General features: G+C 74.7%; 21 protein-coding genes and 1 tRNA gene. 6 read left to right on the forward strand and 16 right to left on the reverse strand.

All coding sequences use genetic code 11. From position 1 onward, the window contains the following. Positions 1-16: 16 nt before the first annotated feature. The 3 genes from BM142_RS04660 to BM142_RS04670 form a co-directional block, all read right to left on the reverse strand. The gene (locus BM142_RS04660; RefSeq protein WP_092195622.1) at positions 17-1,108 is read right to left on the reverse strand and encodes a hypothetical protein; all 1,092 of its coding nucleotides are present in this window, start codon (positions 1,106-1,108) and stop codon (positions 17-19) included. Further along, positions 1,092-1,583: a sigma-70 family RNA polymerase sigma factor gene (locus BM142_RS04665; RefSeq protein WP_254790541.1), complete on the reverse strand. Its 492-nt coding sequence runs from the start codon at positions 1,581-1,583 to the stop codon at positions 1,092-1,094. Before BM142_RS04665 ends, BM142_RS04660 begins: the two co-directional genes overlap by 17 nt. A 174-nt stretch (positions 1,584-1,757) precedes the next feature. Next, the gene (locus BM142_RS04670) at positions 1,758-2,270 is read right to left on the reverse strand and encodes a flavin reductase family protein (protein ID WP_092195624.1); all 513 of its coding nucleotides are present in this window, start codon (positions 2,268-2,270) and stop codon (positions 1,758-1,760) included. 101 nt (positions 2,271-2,371) lie between these two features. Here BM142_RS04670 and BM142_RS04675 point away from each other — a divergent pair, with 101 nt between their 5' ends. Next, positions 2,372-3,781, forward strand: coding sequence for a dihydrolipoyl dehydrogenase family protein (locus BM142_RS04675; protein ID WP_217640570.1), 1,410 nt, complete (start codon positions 2,372-2,374; stop codon positions 3,779-3,781). Between the two features lie 6 nt (positions 3,782-3,787). Here the strand turns inward: BM142_RS04675 and BM142_RS04680 are convergent, their stop codons facing one another. Both BM142_RS04680 and BM142_RS04690 read right to left on the reverse strand, forming a co-directional pair. Further along, complete coding sequence (locus BM142_RS04680; RefSeq protein WP_217640571.1) at positions 3,788-4,573, reverse strand: transglutaminase-like domain-containing protein; 786 nt, start codon at positions 4,571-4,573, stop codon at positions 3,788-3,790. Positions 4,574-4,873: 300 nt separating this feature from the next. Then, a complete protein-coding gene (locus tag BM142_RS04690; protein WP_254790542.1) occupies positions 4,874-6,808 on the reverse strand; it encodes a putative bifunctional diguanylate cyclase/phosphodiesterase in 1,935 nt (644 codons plus the stop codon). A 309-nt stretch (positions 6,809-7,117) separates the two neighbouring features. Between BM142_RS04690 and BM142_RS04695 the strand changes: the two genes are divergently transcribed. Beyond that, positions 7,118-8,152, forward strand: coding sequence for an LLM class flavin-dependent oxidoreductase (locus tag BM142_RS04695; RefSeq protein ID WP_092195627.1), 1,035 nt, complete (start codon positions 7,118-7,120; stop codon positions 8,150-8,152). Between the two features lie 7 nt (positions 8,153-8,159). Here BM142_RS04695 and nadC read toward each other — a convergent pair whose 3' ends face one another. From nadC to nadA, 3 genes are read right to left on the reverse strand one after another with little or no spacing between them, the layout of a single operon-like run. Next, on the reverse strand, positions 8,160-9,056 hold the full coding sequence (nadC, locus tag BM142_RS04700; protein ID WP_092195628.1) for a carboxylating nicotinate-nucleotide diphosphorylase: 897 nt from the start codon (positions 9,054-9,056) through the stop codon (positions 8,160-8,162). Then, a complete protein-coding gene (locus BM142_RS04705) occupies positions 9,053-10,720 on the reverse strand; it encodes an L-aspartate oxidase (RefSeq protein WP_092195629.1) in 1,668 nt (555 codons plus the stop codon). The genes nadC and BM142_RS04705 overlap by 4 nt, the downstream gene beginning before the upstream one ends. A 1-nt stretch (position 10,721) precedes the next feature. Further along, positions 10,722-11,735, reverse strand: coding sequence for a quinolinate synthase NadA (gene nadA / locus BM142_RS04710; protein ID WP_217640572.1), 1,014 nt, complete (start codon positions 11,733-11,735; stop codon positions 10,722-10,724). A 71-nt stretch (positions 11,736-11,806) separates the two neighbouring features. Between nadA and BM142_RS04715 the strand changes: the two genes are divergently transcribed. Further along, positions 11,807-12,556 carry an NUDIX hydrolase gene (locus tag BM142_RS04715; RefSeq protein ID WP_092195631.1) on the forward strand — a complete coding sequence of 250 codons (750 nt, stop codon included), beginning with the start codon at positions 11,807-11,809 and terminating at the stop codon, positions 12,554-12,556. Here the strand turns inward: BM142_RS04715 and BM142_RS25480 are convergent. Next, positions 12,521-13,900 (reverse strand): lytic transglycosylase domain-containing protein, encoded by a 1,380-nt coding sequence (locus BM142_RS25480; protein ID WP_092195632.1) that lies wholly within the window; start codon positions 13,898-13,900, stop codon positions 12,521-12,523. The two genes, BM142_RS04715 and BM142_RS25480, sit on opposite strands and share 36 nt — an antisense overlap. Before the next feature lie 283 nt (positions 13,901-14,183). Continuing rightward, a tRNA-Arg gene (locus tag BM142_RS04725) sits at positions 14,184-14,256 on the reverse strand. Between the two features lie 206 nt (positions 14,257-14,462). Here BM142_RS04725 and BM142_RS04730 point away from each other — a divergent pair. Beyond that, positions 14,463-15,002 carry a single-stranded DNA-binding protein gene (locus BM142_RS04730; protein WP_092195633.1) on the forward strand — a complete coding sequence of 180 codons (540 nt, stop codon included), beginning with the start codon at positions 14,463-14,465 and terminating at the stop codon, positions 15,000-15,002. A 102-nt stretch (positions 15,003-15,104) separates the two neighbouring features. Continuing rightward, positions 15,105-16,775: an energy-dependent translational throttle protein EttA gene (gene ettA, locus BM142_RS04735; protein WP_092195634.1), complete on the forward strand. Its 1,671-nt coding sequence runs from the start codon at positions 15,105-15,107 to the stop codon at positions 16,773-16,775. Between the two features lie 98 nt (positions 16,776-16,873). On the opposite strand, the gene BM142_RS04740 is transcribed toward ettA, so the two are convergent. Beyond that, positions 16,874-17,305 (reverse strand): protein-tyrosine phosphatase family protein, encoded by a 432-nt coding sequence (locus tag BM142_RS04740; RefSeq protein ID WP_092195635.1) that lies wholly within the window; start codon positions 17,303-17,305, stop codon positions 16,874-16,876. Between the two features lie 68 nt (positions 17,306-17,373). On the opposite strand from BM142_RS04740, the gene BM142_RS04745 reads away from it, so the two are divergent. Then, positions 17,374-17,787 (forward strand): acyl-CoA thioesterase, encoded by a 414-nt coding sequence (locus BM142_RS04745; RefSeq protein ID WP_092195878.1) that lies wholly within the window; start codon positions 17,374-17,376, stop codon positions 17,785-17,787. A 157-nt stretch (positions 17,788-17,944) separates the two neighbouring features. Here BM142_RS04745 and BM142_RS04750 read toward each other — a convergent pair whose 3' ends face one another. From BM142_RS04750 to BM142_RS04770, 5 genes are all read right to left on the reverse strand, one after another. After that, on the reverse strand, positions 17,945-18,541 hold the full coding sequence (locus BM142_RS04750; RefSeq protein ID WP_217640573.1) for a biotin transporter BioY: 597 nt from the start codon (positions 18,539-18,541) through the stop codon (positions 17,945-17,947). Between the two features lie 104 nt (positions 18,542-18,645). After that, entirely contained in the window at positions 18,646-20,223 is a 1,578-nt protein-coding gene (locus BM142_RS04755) for a glycoside hydrolase family 13 protein (protein WP_092195636.1), read from the reverse strand. Positions 20,224-20,309: 86 nt separating this feature from the next. Continuing rightward, entirely contained in the window at positions 20,310-20,741 is a 432-nt protein-coding gene (locus BM142_RS04760) for a globin (RefSeq protein WP_092195637.1), read from the reverse strand. Continuing rightward, positions 20,738-22,159, reverse strand: coding sequence for an MFS transporter (locus tag BM142_RS04765; protein ID WP_254790544.1), 1,422 nt, complete (start codon positions 22,157-22,159; stop codon positions 20,738-20,740). Before BM142_RS04765 ends, BM142_RS04760 begins: the two co-directional genes overlap by 4 nt. Next, positions 22,048-23,049: a mechanosensitive ion channel family protein gene (locus BM142_RS04770; protein ID WP_092195638.1), complete on the reverse strand. Its 1,002-nt coding sequence runs from the start codon at positions 23,047-23,049 to the stop codon at positions 22,048-22,050. Before BM142_RS04770 ends, BM142_RS04765 begins: the two co-directional genes overlap by 112 nt. Positions 23,050-23,077: the final 28 nt, after the last annotated feature.

Consider the following 23,077-nt stretch of genomic DNA (forward strand, 5'->3'; position numbering starts at 1 on the left):
GCGGACGGTAGCGGCGTCAGCCGAGGCCACGGGCGACCGACAGCAGCTCCTCGGCGCTCAGCGTTCCGGCGACCCCGGTCATCACGCCGTCCTCCACCCAGACCACGCCGGCGAACAGCCCGTTGCGGGAGGTGAGCACGGTCGCATCGACGCCGCCGACGTCGGCGGTCGAGCTGGTCACCAGCTCGGCCGGGACGGGCAGCGGGAGGGTGCCGCCGTCCGCGGAGAGGTCGCGCAGCTGGTCGGCCAGGCCGTCCGGGAGACCGGGCAGCGACAGCAGGTAGTCGCGCACGGTCTCGAAGGGCACCCCCGACGACTGGACCGTCGGGGCCCCCACCCGGGCGACGACCAGCGTCGGCACCCCGGTCGGCTGCGACCACATGGCCGCGACCCCGGGGCCGGCCTGCAGCCGGAGCTGGCTGCCGTCGAGGCCGGCGGGCGGGGGCGGCAGCACCTCGCCCTCGGCCGCCGCGGCCTGCGCGGCCTTGTCGGCCGAGAAGGTGAACACGGCCTCGACGACGCCGGCCACCTGGTACGCCGGGTCCCCGGAGACGCCGTCGGGCAGGTCGGCGACCTCGGGGACGTCGAGACCGGTCCGCTCGCGCGCGGCGTCGGCGTCGGCCACCACCTCGGGGTCGGGCTCCTGGACGACCTGCAGGTCGCCGTAGGCGGACAGGTCGGGCACCTGCACCAGGTCGCCGGCGGTGACCTCGACCGGGTCGACGCGTTCGGTGGAGAAGATCGGCAGCCAGTCGTTGGCCGCCGCGACGCCCGCGCCGGTCACCAGCACCACGGCGCCGAGCGCGGCGACGGCCGGCCGGCGCACCGCGGTCGTCCACCGGCGGCGCCCCGCAGGAGCCGCCGGGCGGAACGCGGGCACGGCGCCCGGCGCGGTGGCGGACGTCAGCCGGGCCCAGGCGGCGTCGGCATCGGGCTCCCCGGCCCGGGGTGCGGCGAGCGCGGCACCGACGAGCTCGGCGTCGGCCCGGGCGGTGTCCAGCGCGCGCAGGCACGCCGGGCAGGAGGCCACGTGGGCGCGGTCGTCGTCGGTCACGCCGGCGGGCTCGTCGACCAGTCGGCGCAGGACGCCCTCACTCGGGTGACGCATGGCGGTTCAGCTCCTTGAGCAGTACGGATTCGGCGCGGCGCACGGTGGTGCCCACGCTGCCTGGCGAGAGATCGAGGGCGGCGGCCACCTCGGCGTAGCTGAGGCCGCTGTGCCGGAGCACCAGCGCGGCCGCCTGCCGGTGCGGCAGCCTGGCCAGCGCTGCCCGCACGGAGCTGCGCTCCTCCCGGGTGACCACGAGGTCGGCGACGTCCGGGGCCGCGGTCGGGCCGTCCCCGGCGAGCTCCTCCCGGGCGCTGCGGCGGCGTCCCGAGCGGAGCAGGTTGAGGGCGGTGTGCGTCGCGGCGACGGTCAGCCAGCCGCCCGCCTCGTCGGCGGGCACCGACGAGCGGCCGAAGGAGAGGAAGACCTCCTGGGCGACGTCCTCGGCGGAGTCCCGGGAACCGAGCACGCGCGCGGCGACGGCGACGACGCCCGCGTAGTGGGTGCGGAAGACCTGCTCGAGGTCGGTCCGCACGTCGACCCGTCCGCGCGACATGCCGCTGCCCCGATCAGCACGGGACCGCGCGGCCCCGCGCAGCCCCGGGAAGGGCACTGCGGCAGCGGCCGACGGTCGGAACGGTTCCACACCTCGTCAGCACCGCCGGTGCCCGGGATGTGACAGGTCCCGGAGATATTTCTGCCGGCACCCTCACGGCCGGCCCGGAGGGTGGCCCGTCGCGTCGACGTAGCGGCCGCGGTGCCGCAGCAGGGGGCCGCCCGCGGGGCCGCCCGGCAGGACCTCGTCGACGGCGAGCAGGGCCAGGACGTGGTCGCCGGCCTCGACCAGGCGCTCCAGCCGGCAGTCCAGGGCGGTCAGGCCGTCGTCGAGCACGATCGCCTCGCTGCCAGGGGCCCGTGACCACGGCACCGACTCGAGCAGATGGCGTGCGCTGGGCCGCCCGGCGGAGGAGAACCGTGCGGCGACGATCGCGTGCTGCGCGCCGAGCACGGTCAGCCCGCAGGTGCCGACCTCCTCGAGCACCTCCGCCGGGTAGCCGGCTGCCGAGAGCCCCACGGCGACCAGCGGGGGATCGGCGGAGACGCTCATCACCGAGCTGACCGTCGTCCCGACGTCGTCGATCCCGTCCCGGACGGTCAGCAGGCAGACCCCGGCGGCGTACTGGCCCAGGGCGGCGGTGAACTCGGCGCGGTCGACCGGCATGGCGGCCAGTCGACCACACCGACAGGATGACCGGTGAGCGGACAGGGGCGTGCGCAGCGCAGCGAGGAGCGGAGACGCCCCCCGGCAGCGGATGGGGAACGGTGGAGCAGACCTACGACGTGATCGTGCTCGGTGCCGGGTCGACGGCGGAGAACGTCGCCGACGTCGTCGTCCGGGGCGGGCTGAGCGCCGTCCTGGTGGAGAGCGAGCTGGTGGGCGGGGAGTGCTCCTACTGGGCGTGCATGCCGAGCAAGGCCCTCCTCCGGGGCACCGAGGTGCTCGCCGAGGCCCGTGCCGTCGACGGGGCGCGGCAGGCCGTGACCGGGGAGCAGGACGTCGCGGCCACGCTGGAGCGGCGCAGCTCCTTCACCTCGCACTGGGACGACTCCGGGCAGATCGAGTGGGTGCACGGCGCCGGCATCGAGCTGATCCGGGGCACCGGACGGCTGGCCGGGGAGCGCACCGTCGTCGTCACCGGGGACGACGGCACGCAGACGCGGCTGACCGCGCGGCACGCGGTGGCCGTGTGCACGGGGTCGACGGCCGCCATGCCGCCGGTCGACGGGCTGGCCGACGTGCAGCCGTGGAGCCCCCGGGAGGCGACCAGCGCCAAGGAGGCGCCCGGCCGGCTGCTCGTCCTCGGGGGCGGCTACGTCGGGTGCGAGATGGCGACCGCGTGGCAGGCCCTGGGCTCCCGGGTGACGGTGCTGCAGCACGGCGAGCGGGTCCTGGAGGGCGCCGAACCGGCCGCCTCCGACGCCGTGCTCGGCGGGCTGCGGGCTGCCGGCGTCGACGTGCGGCTCGACACGGAGGTCACCGCCGCCCGCCGGGAGGGCGACGAGGTGGTCCTCAGCACGTCGGGCGGGGAGTTCCGCGGCGACGAGGTGCTGGTCGCCGTCGGGCGGGCCGCCCGCACCGGCGACATCGGGCTGGAGACCGTCGGCCTCGAGCCGGGCGAGTACCTCGACGTCGACGACACGCTGCGCGTCGACGGCGTCCCGTGGCTCTACGGGGTGGGCGACGCGAACGGCCGGCGGCTCCTCACCCACATGGGCAAGTACCAGGCCCGCCAGGCCGGCGCGGCCATCGTGGCGCGGGCGCAGGGGGAGGAGCCGGACACCTCCGACTGGTCACCGTTCGTCGCCACCGCCGACGAGCACGCGACCCCGTCGGTCGTCTTCACCATGCCGCAGGTGGCCAGCGTCGGGCGCACCGCCGCCGAAGCGGAGAAGGCCGGGCTGGCGCACCGCGTGATCGACATCCCGCTGAAGGTCGCGGGCTCCTCGCTGTTCGCCGACGGGTACGAGGGGCGCGCGATCGCCGTCGTCGACACCGACCGCGAGGTGCTCGTCGGGCTGACCTTCGTCGGGCCGGCCGTGGCCGAGCTGCTGCAGGCGGCGACGATCGCCGTCGTCGGAGAGGTGCCGATCCGGCGGCTGTGGCACGCCGTCCCCGCCTACCCGACGATCAACGAGATCTGGCTCCGGCTGCTGGAGGCCTACCGCGGCTGACCGCGGTCAGGGCAGCGGGAACGGGGCGTCGGCCGGAGCCGGCAGCGGACCGTCCGTCGTCGCCGTGACGGTCATGCCCTCGAATCGCGCGATGCCGCCGAACAGCGACAGGAACGCCGTGTCGGCGGCATCCCGGCCCGAGCAGATGCGCACCAGCGCGCTGGTGGGGGCCAGCCGCGTCGCGTCCACCACCGACCAGACGCCGTCGATGTCGGCCTCGACGACGGCGTGGAAGTCCATCGGGGAGAGCCCCGGTGCGTACACCGCGACCAGGCGGGAGGGGATCTCCAGGGCCCGCAGCAGGGTGATCGTCAGGTGCGCGTAGTCCCGGCACACCCCCTGTCCGGCGAGCAGGGTGTCGACGGCGGTGTCGACCGGGCGGCTGGCGCCGGAGGTGTAGACCAGCCGTCGGTTCACCCAGGCGGCCACGGCCGGCACCAGCTCGGTACGGGGCCGGGTCCGGTCGAACTCGGTGCCCGCGAATCCCTCGAGCTGGTCGGACGGGCAGTAGCGGCTCGGGCGCAGCGCCTCCGCCCACTCGGCCGGGGTGACCTTCCGCGGGGATCCGCCGTCCTGCACCGATGCGGAGTACGTGACCGTGGTGTCGCCGGTGAGCAGCTGCAGCCGGTGCACCCGGGCGCCGTCCACCTCGAACTCCTCCGGCTCGACCGGGGTGCCGTCGGAGAGCACGGTGAGCTGCTCGGTGGCCGGATCGGCGACGGCCACCTGCAGCAGCGCGGTCGCCGGCTCGGGCGAGCTCATGGTGAGGGTGGCGGCGACGTCGGTGCGCATGCGGCCCATCCTGGCCCACCTGCGGTTTCCTCCGCATGACGGTGATCACGCCCGCGGCGGCTCCGCGCCGCACTGGCCGAGGAGGCCGCGTGGCTGCGCGGGTTCGTGGCCCCCTGGATCGCCCGCCGGGTGCGCGGTCGCTCCTCGGGGGACGGCCGGGCACCGAAGCGCCCGGTCCCGCTGGTCCTGCCTCGGCACTGACCGTGACCCTCGTCGTTCATCGCCGGCGTGCACGGCCGGCCGGGGTGTCCGGCGGGGTCGCAGGCACGCGGACGACGAACGACACCGCGTGGTCCGGATTCAGCAGTCCTCGGGATCGCCCTGCTCGTCGGGGATCTGCCCGCGGGCGAAGGCGCCGGTGTCGTCGAGGTCGGTCGTGCGCAACGACGGGTGGCTGCGCTGCTGCGGCAGGGCGGGGACCTCGAGCTCCTCCGGCAGCAGCTCGCCGGCGACGTCCTCGGCCGGGGCGTCGGTCATCTCGCCGATGAACACCGCGGCCGGGCTGGGCAGCGGGGCCGGGCGGCCGAACGCGTAGCCCTGCGCCATCGCGCAGCCGTGGTCGAGCAGCCAGGCCGCCTGGTCGAGGTCCTCGATGCCCTCGGCGATGACCTGGAGCCCCATGCCGCGGCCCAGCTGCAGCAGCCCCTGCACCAGGGCGGCCGTGGAGGGCTCGGTGACCACGTCGGCCACGAAGGACCGGTCGATCTTGACGGTGTGGATGGGCAGCCGGTGCAGGGCGGTGATCGCCGAGTAGCCGGTGCCGAAGTCGTCCAGCGCCAGCGTCACGCCCTGGTCGGTGACGACGGCGACCGAGTGCAGCGTGGCCTCGGCGGCGAACAGCGCCGTCGACTCGGTGATCTCCAGCTCGAGCCGGTGCGGGGCCAGCCCCGACAGCGCGAGCGCCTCGGCGACCAGTTCGCTGAAGCCCTCCTCGGCCAGGTGCCGGGCCGAGACGTTGACGTGCACGCGCAGGTCGTCGGGCCACGCGGCGGCGTCGGTGCACGCGCGGTGCAGCACCCAGGCGCCGAGCTTGGAGGTCAGCCGGTTGTTCTCGGCCGCGTCGAGGAAGGCGGCCGGGGGGAGGAGCCCTCGGGTGGGGTGCTCCCAGCGGACCAGCGCCTCGTAGCCGAGCAGCGTCTCGTCCGCGAGGTGCACGATCGGCTGGTAGAACAGCCGCAGCTCCTCGTTGTCCAGTGCGTGCTTGAGGTCGGTCTCCAACTGGAGCGCGTCGACGTCGTCCCGGCTGAGCGCGCCCTCGTGCACCTCGATCCGGGCCCGGCTGCCGTCGGCCTTGGCGCGGGTGAGCGCGCTCTGCGCCTGGCGGAGCAGGTCGTCGGGCGTGGTGTCGGAGCCGAGCGTGAGCCCGACGCTCGCCGAGAGGGAGATCTCCCGGTCGTGCACGAGGAAGGGCTCGTCGAGCACGGCCAGCAGGCGGTCGGCGAGGGCCCGCAGGCCGTCGAGGTCCTCGACGTCCTCGGCGACGACGAGGAACTCGTCGGCACCGAGCCGGACGGCGGTGTCCTCGACGCGGGTGCTCCAGCGCAGCCGGTCGGCGACCTGGCTGAGCAGCTGGTCGCCGGCCTCGTGGCCGAGGGTGTCGTTGACGGCCTTGAAGCGGTCGATGTTGAGGTGCACCAGGCCGACGTGCAGGCCGCGGCGACGGGAGAGCGCGACGGCGTGACGCAGGCGGTCGGTCAGCGCGCGCCGGTTGGGCAGCCCGGTGAGCGGGTCGGTGAACGCCCGCCGGACGAGGTCGTCCTCCGCGCGGCGCCGGTCGGTGACGTCGACGAGGGACAGGACGACGAACTGCGCCTCGCCGTTGTTGTGGCGGACGATCTCGTGCGACTGCACGACCCACAGCTCGGTGCTGTCCGACCGACGCAGGCGCCGCTCGCCGTCCAGCATCAGGTGCGGGTCGAGGTCGGCCGGTTCGTCCGGACCGGGCACCAGGCCGAGGTCGGCGACCGGCGGGTCGTCGGGGTGGGCGAACAGGTCGACGTGCCGGCCGGCCAGCTCCTCCGCCGTCCGGCCGGTGAGGGCGCACAGCCTCGGGTTGGCCACCAGGATGTGCCCGTCGAGGTCGACCAGGGCCTTGGGGATCGGCGCGGACAGGAACAGGGCCTGGAACAGCTGGCCGCGATCGGCGAGGAGCGTGTCGATGGCCCGCATGCGCTGCCCGACGGCGCTGCCGGTCGCGGCGGGCGTCCGAGGCGTCTCGGAGGCAGGAAGGCTCACTCCCACAGGGTCACCCATCGTGGGCGTGAAGTGACGGAACCGGGTCACGGAGAGTCGTGATCGTGCCGTCACACGCTGTTAGTTCTCGACGCGGGTTCGGCGGGTTGTGCCAAGTGGCGGGGACCGGCCCGTCACATCCCGCTCCCGCGGTCGCTCGGGGCCGTGCGCTGCTCCGTCGTCCGTGCCTGGGCGAGAGGGCAGTTGTGGTCGCCCGCCACGGCGTGTCCCCCCGTGTCGGCGACCACAACTGCACTGTCGCCGGCGGCGGCACCCGGGAACAGGCGGTGCGCGCGCTGCGCTTCCCCCCGCGTGGAGAAGAAGATCGGATTCCTGTCCTTCGGGCACTGGCAGCCCATCCCCGGGTCGCAGGTGCGCACCGGTCGGGACGCGCTGGTGCAGAGCGTGGAGCTGGCCGTCGCCGCCGAGGAGCTCGGCGTGGACGGCGCCTCCGTGCGGGTGCACCACTTCGCCCGGCAGCTGGCCTCGCCGTTCCCCCTGCTGGCCGCGATGGCCGCCCGCACCCACCGGATCGAGATCGGCACCGGCGTCGTCGACATGCGCTACGAGAACCCGCTGTACATGGCCGAGGAGGCCGCGGCGACCGACCTGCTCTCCGACGGCCGGCTGCAGCTGGGCATCAGCCGCGGCTCACCGGAGACGGCGTTGCGCGGCTCCGAGGCGTTCGGCTACGTGCCGCCGGAGGGGGTGAGCGACGCCGACCTCGCGCGCGACAAGACGGCGCTCTTCCTCGCCGCGATCGAGGGGCGGACCGTCGTCGACGCCGATCCCGGTATGACGGGAGGAGCCCGCGGCCGGCTGGCGGTCCAGCCGCAGTCGGAGGGGCTGCGCGACCGCATCTGGTGGGGGTCGGGCACCCGGGCGACGGCGGAGTGGACGGCGCAGCAGGGGATGAACCTGATGAGCTCGACGCTGCTGGTCGAGGACACCGGGGTGCCGTTCGACGAGCTGCAGGCCGAGCAGATCGCCCGCTTCCGGGCCGCGTGGGCGCAGGCCGGGTGGGAGCGCGAGCCGCGGGTCTCGGTCAGCCGCAGCGTGCTGCCGATCGTGAGCGACGAGGACCGCGCCTACTTCGGCGGCGAGCGCTCCGGTCAGGACCAGGTCGGCGTCCTCGAGGGCGTGCGGGCCCGGTTCGGGAAGAGCTACGCGGGCGAGCCCGACCAGCTGGCCGAGGAGCTGTCCAAGGACGCCGCCGTGCGCGATGCCGACACCCTGCTGATCACCGTCCCCAACATGCTGGGCGTCGACTACAACGCGCGGCTGCTGGAGAACATCGTGCAGCACGTCGCGCCCGCGATCGGCTGGGTGCACCCCGACCAGCGCTGACGACGACTCAGCCGCGGAGGTCGAACCCGAGGTCGAGCACCGGGGCGCTGTGGGTGAGCGCGCCGACGGCGAGGTAGTCGACGCCGGTCGCCGCCACCTCGTGCGCCCGGTCCAGGGACAGCCCGCCGCTGGCCTCCAGCCGGACACCGGACCCGCGCACGAGCTCCACCGCCGTCCGGGTGTCGGCGAGCGGGAAGTTGTCCAGCAGCACCAGCTCGACACCGGCCGCGATCGCCTCGCGCACCTGGTCGAGCGTGTCGCACTCGACCTCCAGGGTGACCCCCGGCGCGGCGGCCCGCACCGCGTCCACGGCGGCCCGGATCCCGCCGGCCGCGGCGACGTGGTTGTCCTTGACCAGGGCGGCGTCCCCGAGCGCCATCCGGTGGTTGACCCCGCCCCCGCACCGGACGGCGTACTTCTCCAGCGCCCGCAGCCCGGGCGTGGTCTTGCGGGTGTCGCGGACGGCGGCGTCCGTGCCGTCGACGGCGTCGACCCACCGGCGGGTCAGCGTGGCGATCCCGGAGAGGTGGCTGATCAGGTTCAGCGCGGTGCGCTCCGCGGTGAGCAGTGCCCGGGTCGGACCGGCCACGGTCAGCACCGGCTTCCCGGGTTCCGCGGCCGTCCCGTCACCGGCGCGGAGATCGACCTCGACGTCCGGCCCGCCGACCAGCTCGAACACCGCCGCGGCCACCGGCACCCCGGCCAGCACACCGGGTGTCCGCGGCACGACGTCACCGGTCGTCCGGGAGTCCGCCGGCACGGTGGAGTTCGTGGTGACGTCGGGGCCGAGCGCCAGGTCCTCGTCGAGCGCGCGGCGGATGACCCGCACCACCTCGGCCGGGTCCAGCCCGGCCACGGCGAGCGCGGCTGCCAGGGCGGGGCGCAGCGCGCCGTCGCCGGTCACGCCACCACCTGCGCCGCCGCGAGCAGCCGGACCGGCTCCGTGCGGGTGTGCACGGAGCCGCTCCGGTCGAGCCGGTGCACCAGGCGGACCTGCCAGTCGGGGCGGGTCTCCGGGGCGTCGAGGCGGCGGTGGCAGCCCCGGCTCTCGGTCCGTGCCAGGGCGGCGGCGGTCAGCAGGGTGGCCACGGTGTGCAGCGCCGTCGTCTCGACCGTCGCGGCGTCCAGGGCGGCTCCGGGGATGAGCCGGGGGAGTCCGCCGAGGAGGCCGGCCAGCTCGGCGAGGCCGTCTGCGTCCCGGACGACGCCGGCGTGCCGCGTGGTGGCGGCGGTGATCTCCGCGCGGGCCGCCGGGTCGACCGCGTCGACCGGGCCGCGCGGCGGCACCGGTGCTGCCGCGGCCGGCAGGTCCTCGGCCAGCAGCGCGGCGCAGCGCCGGGCCGCGACGAGGCCCTCCGTGATGGAGTTGGACGCCAGTCGGTTGGCACCCTGCACGCCGGTGCAGGCCACCTCGCCGACGGCGTACAGGCCCGGCACCGTCGTCCGCCCGTCCAGGTCGGCGACCACCCCGCCGCAGGCGTAGTGCGCCGCCGGCGCGACCGGCACCGGCTCGCGGGTCAGGTCGAACCCGGCCGCTGCGCAGGCGGCGGTGATCCCGGGGAAGCGCCGGGCGACGAAGTCCGCACCCAGGTGCGAGGCGTCCAGGAAGACGGAGTCCGCGCCGGTGGCCCGGAGGGAGGCGGCGATCGTCGCCGAGACGACGTCGCGCGGGGCGAGGTCGGCCAGCGGGTGCGCCCCGAGCATGATCCGCCGTCCGTCCGCGTCGACCAGCACGGCGCCCTCGCCGCGCACCGCTTCGGAGACGAGCACCTGCTGGCCCGCGGCGCCGGGCCCGGTCCACAGCACGGTGGGGTGGAACTGCACCATCTCGACGTCGGCGACCTCGGCGCCGGCCCGCAGCGCCAGGGCGAGCCCGTCGCCGGTGGCGCCCGCCGGGTTGGAGCTCGCGGCGTAGAGCTGGCCGTACCCGCCGGTCGCCAGGACGACGGCCCGCGCGTGCAGGTCCCCGGCGTCGACGAGCGCGCCGTCGGAGATCCGCGCGACCCGCAGGCCGGCGACCCGGCCGTCCGCGCTGAGCAGCGCGTCGAGGGCCGCGGTGTGCTCGAGCACCTCGATGCCGCGCACCCGCAGCGCGTCGCCGAGCGTCCGGGTCACCTCGGCGCCGCTGGCGTCACCCCCGGCGTGCACGATCCGGTCGCGGCTGTGCCCGCCCTCCCGCGTCAGGGCCGGACGGCCGGTCCGGTCCAGGTCGAGCCGGGCACCGAGCCCCTGCAGGTGCGCCACGGCGGCCGGCGCCTCGGCCACCAGGGTGCGCACGGCCTCCTCGTCGCAGAGGCCGGCGCCGGCGACCAGGGTGTCGTGCACGTGCAGCTCCGGGTCGTCGTCGGCGCCGAGCACTGCGGCGAGGCCGCCCTGGGCCCAGGTGGTGCTGCCGTCGCCGAGCGCGCCCTTGGTCACGACGGTGACTGCACGCCCGGCGTCGGCCAGCGCCACCGCCGTCATCAGCCCGGCGGCTCCGCTGCCGACCACGACGACGTCGGTGCCGCGGGTCCAGCCCGCCACCGGGAGCGGCAGCGCCGGGACGACGCGGGCAAGGTTCGTCGACACGTCACTCGCCGACCGGCGACGGCGTGCCGATGGCGACCATGGCCTCGACCGCCGCACGGGCCCGCGCGGCGATCTCCGGGTCGACGGTCACCTCGTCGCGGCCCTCGCGGAGGGCGCGCAGCAGCTTCTCCGGCGTCGACATCTTCATGTAGGGGCAGGCCGCGCGGGAGTTGACCGGCTCGAACGAGGTGCCCGGGTTGGCCTGGCGCAGCTGGTGCAGCATGCCGATCTCGGTGGCGACCAGGACGCGCTTCGCCGTCGTCCGGCGGGCCTCGTCGAGCATCCCGCCGGTGGAGAGGATGTGCACCCGTTCGGTGGGCAGCTGGCCGTCGGACACCATCCACAGCGCGCTGGTGGCGCAACCGCACTCGGGGTGCACGAGCAGCTCGGCGTCCGGGGCAGCCTCGACGCTGGCCCGGAGGTCGGTGGGGGAGATGCCCGCGTGGACGTGGCACTCGCCCATCCAGATGCGCATGTTCTGCCGGCCGGTGACCCGCTGGACGTGCGCGCCGAGGAACTGGTCGGGCAGGAACAGCACCTCGCGGTCGGCCGGGACGGATTCGACGACCTCGACGGCGTTGGACGACGTGCAGCAGATGTCGGTCTCGGCCTTCACCTCGGCCGAGGTGTTCACGTAGGAGACGACGACGGCGCCGGGGTGCTCGGCCTTCCACGCCCGGAGCTGGTCGGCGGTGATGGTGTCGGCCAGGGAGCAGCCGGCGTTCGCGTCGGGCACCAGCACGGTCTTCTCCGGCGCGAGGATCTTGGCGGTCTCGGCCATGAAGTGCACGCCGGCGAAGACGATGGTGCTCGCCTCGCTGGCGGCCGCGCGGCGGGAGAGGGCGAGCGAGTCGCCCACGTGGTCGGCGACGTCCTGGATCTCCGGGGCCTGGTAGTTGTGCGCCAGGACGACGGCGTCGCGCTCGGCGGCGAGCCGGCGGACCTCGTCACGCCAGGCATCCCACTGGTCCGGCGACCAGCTCGGAGCGGCAGGGGCGTTCAGCGTTGCGGTCACCGGGACCTCCGGAGGAGTGGGTTTCATACTCACAGTCGAAAACCTGTGGGACAGACCCTAGCATTCCCGTCGTGCCCTCCGTGTGGTCCTCGCCGGACCGACCCGCCTACCCGCACCACGCGCTCGCCGCGGTCCTGCAGGTCCGGACGGCGCGGGTGCACGTGATGCTGTGGCGGCGGGCGAACGAGCCGTTCGCCGGTACCTGGGCGCTGCCCGGCGGACCGCTGCTGCCCGACGAGCGCCTGGGCACCTCGATCGCCCGTCAGCTGGCGAGCAAGGTCGAGGTGCACCAGCTCGCCCACCTGGAGCAGCTGGAGACGCGCAGCGATCCCGACCGCGACCCCCGCGGGCGGACGGTGGCCACCGCCTACCTCGGCCTGGTGCCCTCCCACCTGGACCCGCTCCTGCCCGAGGACACCGCGTGGCACCCGGTCGACGCGCTGCCGGCCACGGCGTTCGACCACGGTTCGATCGTCGGGTCGGCGCTCGCCCGGCTGCGGGCCAAGCTGTCCTACACGAACGTCGGCTTCGCCCTGGCGCCGCCGGCGTTCACCATCGCCGACCTCCGCGAGATCTACGTCGCGGCGATCGGCTACGACGTCACCCCGACCAACCTCCAGCGGGTCCTGCTGCGCCGGGGCGTCCTCGAGGCGACCGGCGAGCTGTCGGCCCCGGGACGGTCGGGTGGGCGGCCCGCCATGCTCTACCGCTTCGCGTCGGCGAGCCTCGAGGTCACCGACCCGTTCGCGGTGTTCCGGCCGCCAACGGCACGGACGCCGCAGGCCTCACGGGCAGGTCGGGAGATCGGGCAGGAGGGGTAGGCCGAGCGGGCCGAGCAGCGTGCAGGTCACCCCGGGCACCAGCTCGGTCACGACCGGGGGTGCCGGGGGCGGGGGAGGAGCGGGTGCCGGGGCCGCAGGTACGGGGACCGGGACGGGCAGGGGCAGCGCCGGTGGTGCGGGGGCCGGTGCACCGCCGGCGGGTGCCGGCGGCGGGTCGGCCGGCCGCGGGGCCGGGTCGGCCGGCGGCGGCGGCGGCGCGGTCCCCTGCTGCGGCGTCGATCCGCTCGAACCGCTGCCCGGAGCCGGTTGCGCCGGCGCCCCGCCGCCGGTGGCGGCCGGCTGGGCCGGCGGGGCGGTCGAGGACTGCGGCCGGGAACCCGTGGTCTGCTCCGGCGGCGAGGTGGTCATGTCCTGGACGCCGATAGCCGGGCCGGGGGCGGCGGGGGCGCCGTAGAAGCCGGACGGCGGGGGCACCGGCCCGCTGGTGTCGCCGACCAGGGGCAGGTCGGCCACCGGGAGGCCGGTGGCGTAGGCCCGGGCGAGTGCGAGCACCTCCGCGACGTACTCGTCGGAGTGGTTGTAGGCGAAGACCGCCCGGCGCTGGCCGGCCGCCGTCCGCAGATCGCCACCGGCGACGCAGAGGTAGTTCGCCGAGGCGAGGGCGGCATCGTCGATGTCGAAGGGATCGGCGACGCCGCTCCCGTCGGCATCGATGGCGTAGGAGCGCCAGGTGGTCGGGATGAACTGCATGGGGCCCATGGCCCGGTCGTAGGTGGTGTCACCGTCCCAGACGCCGCCGTCGCTGTCCCCGATGTAGGCGAACCGCCCGCCGTCCAGGGCCGGGCCCAGGATCTTCGGCGTCGCGGAGCCGTTCGGGGCGAGGACCGCACCCCCGTACCGGCCGTGGTTGGACTCGACCCGCCCGATGCCGGCCAGGAGCGACCAGTCGATGCCGCAGCCGGGCTTCGCCGACGCCATGCGGGCCGCGGCGACGCGGTAGGCGTTGAGCGCCACGTTCGGGATGCCGTTGGCCGCCAGGCCGGTGACGACGGCCTCGGGCGCCGGCTCCGTGCCCGCCACCCGGGCGGGTGTGGCGGGCAGGGTCGTGGCTCCGCGGGGGGCGCCCTCGGAGAGCGCGGGGATGGCCCAGCGGGTGGAGAGCGCCCGCGGCACGGCGCCGTCGTCGGCGTGCCCGACCGCGACGAGGTCCGGCGAGTCTGCCGGCGGAGCCACCATCGCGGTGCAGGCGGCGACGACCCCGGCGGCCAGGACCCAGCGCCTCCGCGCCCGGCGGCGCAGCGGTGGCGTCGGGGCGTGCGCCCCGCCCGCGGCTCGGGTACGCGGACCGGACTTCCCGTTCGGCATCGACTGCCCCACCGTCACTCCCGACGATCCGTGGCTGGGTTCGCTGGCCCCGTGACCTGGCGAGGCGTCTACCCCGGTCGTTCGCGTGTAATGCACGACACAGCGACCCGGATTCACAGATAGCGGATCGACACGGGTAGTGGATCGACACGGGGTGCGGATCAACACGGGTAGCGGATCGACATCGTGCGGATGCGGTCCTCGTGCGGACACCTCGGGCTCCGCGGCCCCCGTCCGCCGGACGGGTCGCGGTCGGAGCGGGCCGGAGGGGATGCGGGAGCGTCCACACCGCCGGATGGGGTGCGCCCGGCAGGGATCGAACCTGCGACCAAGTGCTTAGAAGGCACCTGCTCTATCCACTGAGCTACGGGCGCTCGGCTGCAGATCATCGCACCGCGGGGTGTCCGGGACGTGACGGCCGCCGCCAGGACCGCCCCCTGCGGGGTGGTCGTCCACAGGGGCGGGCCTCGTCCACAGATGCACCGGCGGGCCCCACCCGGTGGCTCACCGGACCCAGGCTCGTGCACACACCGGCAGGTCGCCGGCCGCGCCACCCGGCGCAGCAGACCCGAGGAGCACCGTGAACGACACCATCGTCACCGTCGTCGGCAACGTCGTCGACTCACCCCGGCGCGTCAACCTGGAGAACGGCGCCGTCACCAACTTCCGGCTGGCGTCGACCGCCCGCCGGTACGACGGCGCCAAGCAGGAGTTCGTCGACGCCGGCACGTTCTGGGTCGACGTCGAGTGCTGGAACAGCCTGAGCGGCAACGTGTCGGCCAGCGTGAGCAAGGGCGACCCGGTCATCGTGCACGGGGCGCTGAGCACGCACAGCTGGGAGTCCGAGACCGGAACCCGCAGCAAGCCGCGGATCAAGGCGTTCGCCGTCGGGCCGAACCTGCAGAAGGGGCGGTCCCTCTTCACGCGGGACAAGACCGCACGCGGCAGCGACGGCGCGGACAGCGGTGCCGACGGCCAGTCCTCGACGGCGGGCGATCCCACCGGGACGGGCTACCCGGACGCCGAAGCACTCCTGTCGGGACGGGACTACGAGGACGGGGGTGCGACGTTGGAGGAGGGGAACCCCGCCGACCTCCCCCGGGAGCCCGCGCACGTCTAGTTGCCCGGGCTGGGAGGATCGGAGGCGAGAACGTACGGGGTGGGGCCGCCCGACGGTGGCCCCGCCCCCCGCTCGCACGACGACGGAAGGCTCCGAAGCCCAGTGGCTCAGTACATCTACACGATGGTCCGCGCGCGCAAGGCGCACGGCGACAAGGTGATCCTCGACAACGTCACCCTGTCGTTCCTGCCCGGCGCCAAGATCGGCGTCGTCGGCCCCAACGGCGCCGGCAAGTCGACGGTGCTGCAGATCATGGCCGGCATGCAGCAGCCCTCGAACGGTGAGGCGACGCTCGCCCCGGAGGCCACGGTCGGCATCCTGCTGCAGGAGCCGCCGCTCAACGAGGAGCTCGACGTGCGCGGCAACGTGGAGGAGGCCGTGAAGCCCCTCCGCGATGCGCTGACCCGGTTCGAGGAGGTCAGCGCGGCGATGGGGGAGCCCGACGCCGACTTCGACTCGCTGCTCGCCGAGCAGGGCGAGCTGATGGAGGTCATCGAGAACTCCGACGGCTGGGAGCTCGACGCCCGCATCGAGCAGGCGATGGACGCGCTGCGCTGCCCGCCCGGCGACGCCGACGTCACGGTGCTCTCCGGCGGTGAGCGTCGCCGCGTCGCGCTGTGCCGGCTGCTGCTCGAGGCGCCCGACCTGCTGCTGCTCGACGAGCCCACCAACCACCTCGATGCCGAGAGCGTGGCGTGGCTGGAGCAGCACCTGGAGAAGTACGCCGGCACCGTCGTCGCCGTGACACACGACCGGTACTTCCTGGACAACGTGGCCCAGTGGATCCTCGAGCTCGACCGCGGCCGGGCCTACCCCTACGAGGGCAACTACTCCACCTACCTGGAGACCAAGGCGGCCCGCCTGCAGGTCGAGGGCGCCAAGGACGCCAAGCGCGCCAAGCGGCTCAAGGACGAGCTGGAGTGGGTGCGCTCGGGCGCCAAGGCGCGGCAGGCCAAGAGCAAGGCGCGGCTGGCCCGGTACGAGGAGATGGCCGCCGAGGCCGACAAGTTCCGCAAGCTGGACTTCGAGGAGATCCAGATCCCGCCGGGCCCGCGGCTGGGCAGCGTGGTGGTGGAGACGAAGAACCTGACCAAGGGCTTCGGGGACCGCGTCCTGATCGACGACCTCTCCTTCACCCTGCCGCGCAACGGCATCGTGGGCGTCGTCGGCCCCAACGGCGTCGGCAAGACCACGCTGTTCAAGATGCTGGTCGGCGAGGAGAAGGCCGACGACGGCGAGATCAAGGTCGGCGAGACGGTCAAGCTCTCCTACGTCGAGCAGAACCGCAGCGGGATCGACCCGAAGAAGACGCTGTGGGAGGTCGTCTCCGACGGCCTCGACCACATCAAGGTCGGCAACGTCGAGATGCCCTCCCGCGCCTACATCGCGGCGTTCGGCTTCAAGGGTCCGGACCAGCAGAAGCCGGCGGGAGTGCTGTCCGGTGGCGAGCGGAACAGGCTCAACCTCGCGTTGACCCTCAAGCAGGGCGGCAACCTCCTGCTGCTCGACGAACCGACCAACGACCTCGACACCGAGACGCTCACCAGCCTCGAGGGGGCACTGCTGGAGTTCCCCGGCTGCGCCGTCGTCGTCAGCCACGACCGGTGGTTCCTCGACCGCGTGGCGACGCACATCCTCGCCTACGAGGGCGACTCGAAGTGGTTCTGGTTCGAGGGCAACTTCCAGGACTACGAGAAGAACAAGGTGGAGCGGCTCGGCCAGGAGGCGACCCGTCCGCACCGCGCCACCTACCGCAAGCTCGCCCGCGACTGACGAAGGACCCCGTCCTCCTCACCGCTCGCAGGCTCGCGGCGAGCCTCTGGACGGGGCCAGGGCCGGTCGGAGTTCCGCTCCGGCCGGCCGACGTCGTCTCAGGCCCTGGCGAACCGCGTCACGAACTCCCGCTGCCGCCGGGTCTCCACGGCCCGCGGTCGGTAGCGGCCACGCACGAACGTGACCGCCTCCTCCGCCGGGACGCCGTCCAGCACGGCCAGGCAGGCCAGCGCCGTACCGGTGCGCCCCGTCCCGCCGCGGCAGGCGATCTCCACCCGCTCGCCCGTCGACCTCTCCAGGGCAGCGCGCAGCGCGTCGCGGAGGTCGGCCGGGTCGGCGGGCAGGCCGAAGTCCCGCCAGCGCACCCAGCGCTGGTCCCACGCCGTCACCGGTGGCCGGCGGCCCAGCAGGTAGAGGCCGTGTTCGGGGAGCTGCCCCGGCGGCGTCTCCCGCAGGCCCCGCCCCAGCACCCGGCGCCCCGACGGCAGGACGAGCACGCCCGCCAGGTCCGCGGCCCAGGGTTCGCCCACCGGCTCACGGTAGGGCGGTCCGGGGGTCCGGGTGCGCGCCCGGACGGCGGTACGGCAGGGTGGCCGGCGTGAGACACACGGTGCACGTGCCGATGCGCTGGTCGGACATGGACGCCTACCAGCACATCAACAACGTGGCCTTCCTCGGCTACTTCGAGATGGCCCGCGTCAACCTGTTCTTCGACCACCCCACCCACGACGAGAAGACCGGCATGCGCCGTGGGCTCGTCGTCCACTCCCACGAGATCGCCTACAAGCACTCGGTGGTCTACGACGCCGACCCGCTGGAGATCCAGGTGTGGGTCTCCACCGTCCGGGCCGCCTCGTTCCGGTGCCACTACGAGCTGTTCGACCACGGGCGGCTGGCGGTCACCGGCAGCACCGTGCTCGTCCCGTTCGACTTCGCCCTCGAGCGGCCGCGGCGGATCACCCCCGAGGAGAAGGCGTTCCTGCTGCGCTACACCGACGAGCCCGACGCCTGAGCAGGCGCGGCCGAGCCGCCGCCCGTGTGCGCGGAACAGGGCGCCCGGCGGCGCGAGGAGCGGCGTCTCCCCGGCGATCGGCGGCGTCGTGCACCCGCCAGGAACGCAGCGGCCCCCTGACGCCGGAGCGCCAGGGGGCCGAGGAGCGGGCGGGACGTCAGCTGCGGCGGGCGAGCTTCCACGCCGTGCCGAGCACGGCGGCGGCGACGGCGGCCTTGACGATGCCGCCGAGGATGAACGGGTAGAAGCCGGCGTCGAGCGCCTGCGGCATCGACATGGCGGCGCTCGCGGCCAGCCACGGCACGCCCACCGCGAAGATGACCGCCTGGCCGGCGATGAACAGCGGGATGGCCTTCAGCGGGTTGCGGTCGGCGCCGTGCTTGGCGGCCAGCCCGATCAGGAAGGCGGCCGGGATGAAGCCGACGACGTAGCCGCCGGTGGCACCGAGGACGACGTCGACCCCGCCGCTGGCCTCGGAGTAGAACGGCAGCCCGACCAGCGCGGCGAGGATGTAGACCACCTGCACCGCGACCCCGCGGACCGGGCCCAGAGCGGCCGCGGTGAGCACGACCGCCAGCGTCTGCCCGGTGATCGGCACCGGCGAGCCCGGCACCGGCACCGCTACCTGCGCCAGCAGCGCGGTGAACAGCACCCCGAGCGCCACGAGGCCGGCGGTCCGGGCACGCACGGCCGGGACGAGGTCAGCGAGAACGAGCGGGCGCGACGGCAGCGCGGGCATCGAGGCGGTGGCCACGGATCCTCCTGGAACGGCTGGTGGGCGCCGGTGGCGCCGCTGATCACCGGAGAGTCTGCCCTACCGTCCCGACCGCTCGCCCCGCCGGTCGGGCAGGTCGCGGATCAGGCCCGCAGCCACACCGCGGCGTCAGGAGGCAGCGTGCCGCCGGCCACGTCGTCGCTCGCCAGCAGCACCTCGCCCTCCGGCAGCGGCACCGCCGCGGCCGAGAGGTTCACCAGGCACGCGAGGCCCCCGGGACGGCGGAAGGCGAGGCATCCGTCGGGCGACGGCAACCACTCCAGCCCGTCGCCCTCGAACAGCCCCGACCCCCGCCGCAGCCCCAGCGCCGTCCGGTACAGCGACTGCATCGAACCCGGGTCGGCGGACTGCGCCTCCGCGGTGAGCCCGGCCCAGCCGTCGGGCATGGGCAGCCAGGTGCCGGGTGTCGACGAGAACCCGTACGGCGGCGCGGAGCCCGACCAGGGCACCGGGATCCGGCAGGCGTCACGGCCCCGCTCGGTGCGGCCGGACCGCTCCCAGATCGGGTCCTGCAGCACCGCGTCGGGAAGGTCGACGTCCGGCATCCCCAGCTCGTCGCCGTTGTACAGGTAGGCCGCGCCCGGCAGGGCCAGCTGCAGCAGCGCGGCCGCCCGCGCCCGGCGCAGCCCCAGCTCGCCGCCGCCGTAGCGGGTGACGTGCCGGGGCCGGTCGTGGTTGGACAGCACCCAGCACGCCGGAGCGGGCGTGCCGGCGACGGCGGCGAGCGAGTCGACGACCGCGGCCCGCAGCGCGTCGGCGTCCCACTCCGCGGTGAGCAGCTTGAAGTTGAAGGCCAGCTGCAGCTCGTCGTCCCGGAGGTACTGGGCGAGCCGGACGTCGTCGGACACCCACACCTCGCCGACCGCCATCGTGCCCGGGTACCGGTCGAGGACGGTCCGGATGCGGCGGTGCACCACGTGCACCCCGTCCTGGTCGAAGCGGTGGTCGCCGGGGCCGTGGTCGGCGAGCAGCCCGGTGTCGTCCATCGGCACCATGTCCGGCAGACCCTCGGGCTTGGCCATCCCGTGCGCGACGTCGATCCGGAAGCCGTCGACGCCCCGGTCCAGCCAGAACCGCATGGTCTCCTCGAGGTCGGCCACGACCTCCGGGTTCGCGAAGTTCAGGTCCGGCTGCTCCGGCGCGAAGATGTGCAGGTACCACTGGCCGTCGGGCACGCGGGTCCACGCCGGTCCGCCGAAGACCGACGGCCAGTTGTTCGGCGGCTCGGCGCCGTCCGGGCCCCGGCCGTCGCGGAACAGGTAGCGGGCCCGTTCCGGGGACCCGGGGCCGGCGGCCAGCGCCGCCCGGAACCACTCGTGGTCGTGCGAGCTGTGGTTGGGCACCAGGTCGATGGTCACCCGCAGCCCCAGGGCGTGGGCGTCGGTGAGGAGGGCGTCGAACCCGGCGAGGTCGCCGAACACCGGCTCCACGTCGCGCGGATCGGCCACGTCGTACCCGTGGTCGGCCATGGGCGAGGGGTAGAACGGCGTGATCCAGAGGGCGTCCACGCCCAGCTCGGCCAGGTAGGGCAGGCGGGACCGGACGCCGATCAGGTCGCCGACCCCGTCCCCGTTGCCGTCGGCGAAGCTGCGCACGTAGACCTGGTAGAAGACGGCGTCGCGCCACCACTCGGGGGCAGGGGGTCCAGCAGCCGCGGTCACGGGTCTCCTCGGTAGGTCATGACGTGGTCCGGCCCCGTCCAGGGCACCGTCGCGAGCATGCGGAGGGTGGGAGGACGGGGTCGTCTTCAGGGGGTGAGGTCGCCGGCCGCGTCGTCGGGGAACCGGTTCTGCATGCTGCGCGCGGCCATCTCCAGGTAACCCCAGAGCGTCGCGTCCTGCTCGGCGGTCAGGCCGAGGGAGTCGACGGCGTCGCGCATGTGGGTCAGCCACGCGTCCCGCTCGGCCGGGCCGATCGCGAAGGGCGCGTGCCGCATGCGCAGCCGGGGGTGGCCGCGCTGCTGGGAGTAGGTGGTGGGCCCGCCCCAGTACTGCTCCAGGAAGGCGCGCAGCCGGACCTCGGCGCCCTCCCAGTCGTCCTGGGGGTACAGCGGCGCCAGCACCGGGTCGGTGCGCACGGCCGCGTAGAAGGAGGCGACCAGCTTCGTGAAGGTCGCGCTGCCGCCGACCTCGTCGTAGAAGGTGCGCGCCGAGGGCAGGGACCTGCTCGACTCGCTCATGCCCCCGATCGTCCCTCACCGGCCGCCGACGCCGCCACGGCGCCCCGGGTGCGGCGGAACGCGACGAGCACCGGGGCGACGGCGACCAGGCCGACGGCTCCGGACAGGGCGACCGCACCGCTGGCCGACACCCCTTCGGCCGCGAGCCCGGCACCCAGTGCTCCCAGGCCCTGCACGCCGTAGAGGCCGCTCACCGCCACCCCGAATGCCCGGCCCCGGAAGGAGGCCGGCACGGCCTGGACGAAGGAGACGTTGAGCGGGATCAGCCACGCGGCGCCGATGCCGGACACGAACAGCAGCCCCACCACGAGCCCGAAGGGCAGGCTGCCGGCCCCGAGCACGAGGCCGACGACGCCGGCGGCGAGGACCGGCACGAGGGAGAGCACGACGAGCGGCACCACGAGCCGTTCCCGCCGCTCCGGCCCGACCAGGCGGGCGATCACCAGCCCGCCGAGGGCGACGCCGAGTGGGTTGGCGGCCAGGAGCACGCCGAGCCCCGTGGCGTTCTGCCCCAGCTCGTCGGCCCACGGCGCGGCGACCCCCTCGGCCGCGTAGGCGAACAGCGTCCCCACCCACAGGACGCCGACGATCGCCAGCAGGCGGGGGGAGCGGCGGATCAGGCGCAGGCCGTCGCCGGTGTCGCGTAGCAGCGACTGGCGGATGTCCCCGGACTCGCTCACCGGCGCCGGGCGCGGGTGCAGGCCGGCCCACAGCCAGACCGCCGACACCGCGAACGTGACGGCGTCGATGAGCAGCGCCGCGGAGGGGCTCAGCGCCGCGACGAGGGCGCCGGCGACCAGGAAGCCGACCACCTGGGCCAGCTGGAGGGTGATGTTGGTGAGCGACGTCGCCACGGCGTACCGGTCGCCGTCCAGGACGTCGGCCATGAGCGCGGAGCGCGCCGACTCGAACGGCGGCGACCCCAGCGAGACGAGGAAGAGGAGGGCGAGCATGGCCGGGAGCGGCATCCCCGGGATGGCCATGCACGCCAGCAGCGCCGCCCGGCCGGCGTCGGTGACGATGAGCACCCGGTGGCGGGGGAGCCGGTCGGCGAAGGCGGACAGCAGCGGCCCGCCGAGCAGCCACGGCAGGTAGCCGAGGGCGAAGGTGAGCGCCGACAGCAGCGGTGAGGACGTGCGCTGGTAGACCAGCACCGTCAGGGCGACGCGGGCCAGCTCGTCGCCGGCGGTGGAGAGCAGGAACGTCCCGAACAGCGGCCGGAACTCCCGGACGGCGAAGACCTCGCGGAACGTGGCCTGCCGCAGCGGTTCGCCGGCAGGCGGCGGCCCCCCCGGCGCGGGGGCGGTCAGCGGGCGCCCGTCGCGGAGGTCCCCGCCAGCAGCGGCAGGGGGGTGCGGATGCCCTCGGCGACGAAGCGCTCCTTGAGCCGCATCCGCAGCTCGCGCCCGACGCGCCACTGGTCGGCGTTGGTGGAGCGGACCATCAGCCGCAGGAAGACGCCCTCGGTGGTGATCTGCTCGACGCCCAGCGACTCCGGCTCGGCCAGCAGGACGGCGGCCCACTCCGGTTCGGCGTACATCGCGTCGGCGACCTCCTGCATGATCGTCCGCGCGCGCTCCAGGTCGGTGTCGTGGGCGACGGGCATGTCGACGATCACCTGGGCGAAGCCCTGGCTCTTGTTGCCCACCCGCAGCACCTCGCCGTTGCGGACGTACCAGACCACGCCGTTGATGTCGCGCAGCCGGGTGATCCGCAGCCCCACCGCCTCGACGGTGCCGCTGGCCTCCCCGAGGTCGACGACGTCCCCGACGCCGTACTGGTCCTCGAGGATGATCCCGATCCCGGCGATGAAGTCCTTGATCAGGTTCTGCGCGCCGAAGCCGAGCGCGACCCCGACGACGCCGGCGCTGGCCACGATCGGCGCGAGGTTGAGCCCGAGCTCGCCGAGCACGAGCACCACGGCGATGCCGAGGATCACGATCGAGGCGAAGCTGCGCAGGACCGAGCCGATCGCCTCCGCGCGCTGGGTGCGTCGTTCGGCGGCCTGCTTCTCCAGGTCCGTCGGTGCGACCCGGTTGCGCAGCGGCCGCAGGATCGTCGGCATGGCGCCGGTCGCCGTGCGATCGGTCAGGCGGCGGATCGCCCGGTGGGCCAGCGCGCGGGCCACCGCGGCGAGCACGACGATGAGCAGGACGCGGGCGGGCGTCGCCACCAGGACGCGGGCGTTCTCGGCCAGCCAGTCCAGGCCGAACCAGTCGAAGAGCTTCTGGCAGAGCCAGTAGTCCGCGCAGTCGGGCATGACCGGGGACCCGTCGTCCGCGGCCAGCACTGTTGGTGATCGGCTCATCACCGGAAATCCTTGCAGGTGCCGGGGT

Source organism: Blastococcus tunisiensis, assembly GCF_900112815.1.
GTDB lineage: Bacteria > Actinomycetota > Actinomycetes > Mycobacteriales > Geodermatophilaceae > Blastococcus_B > Blastococcus_B tunisiensis.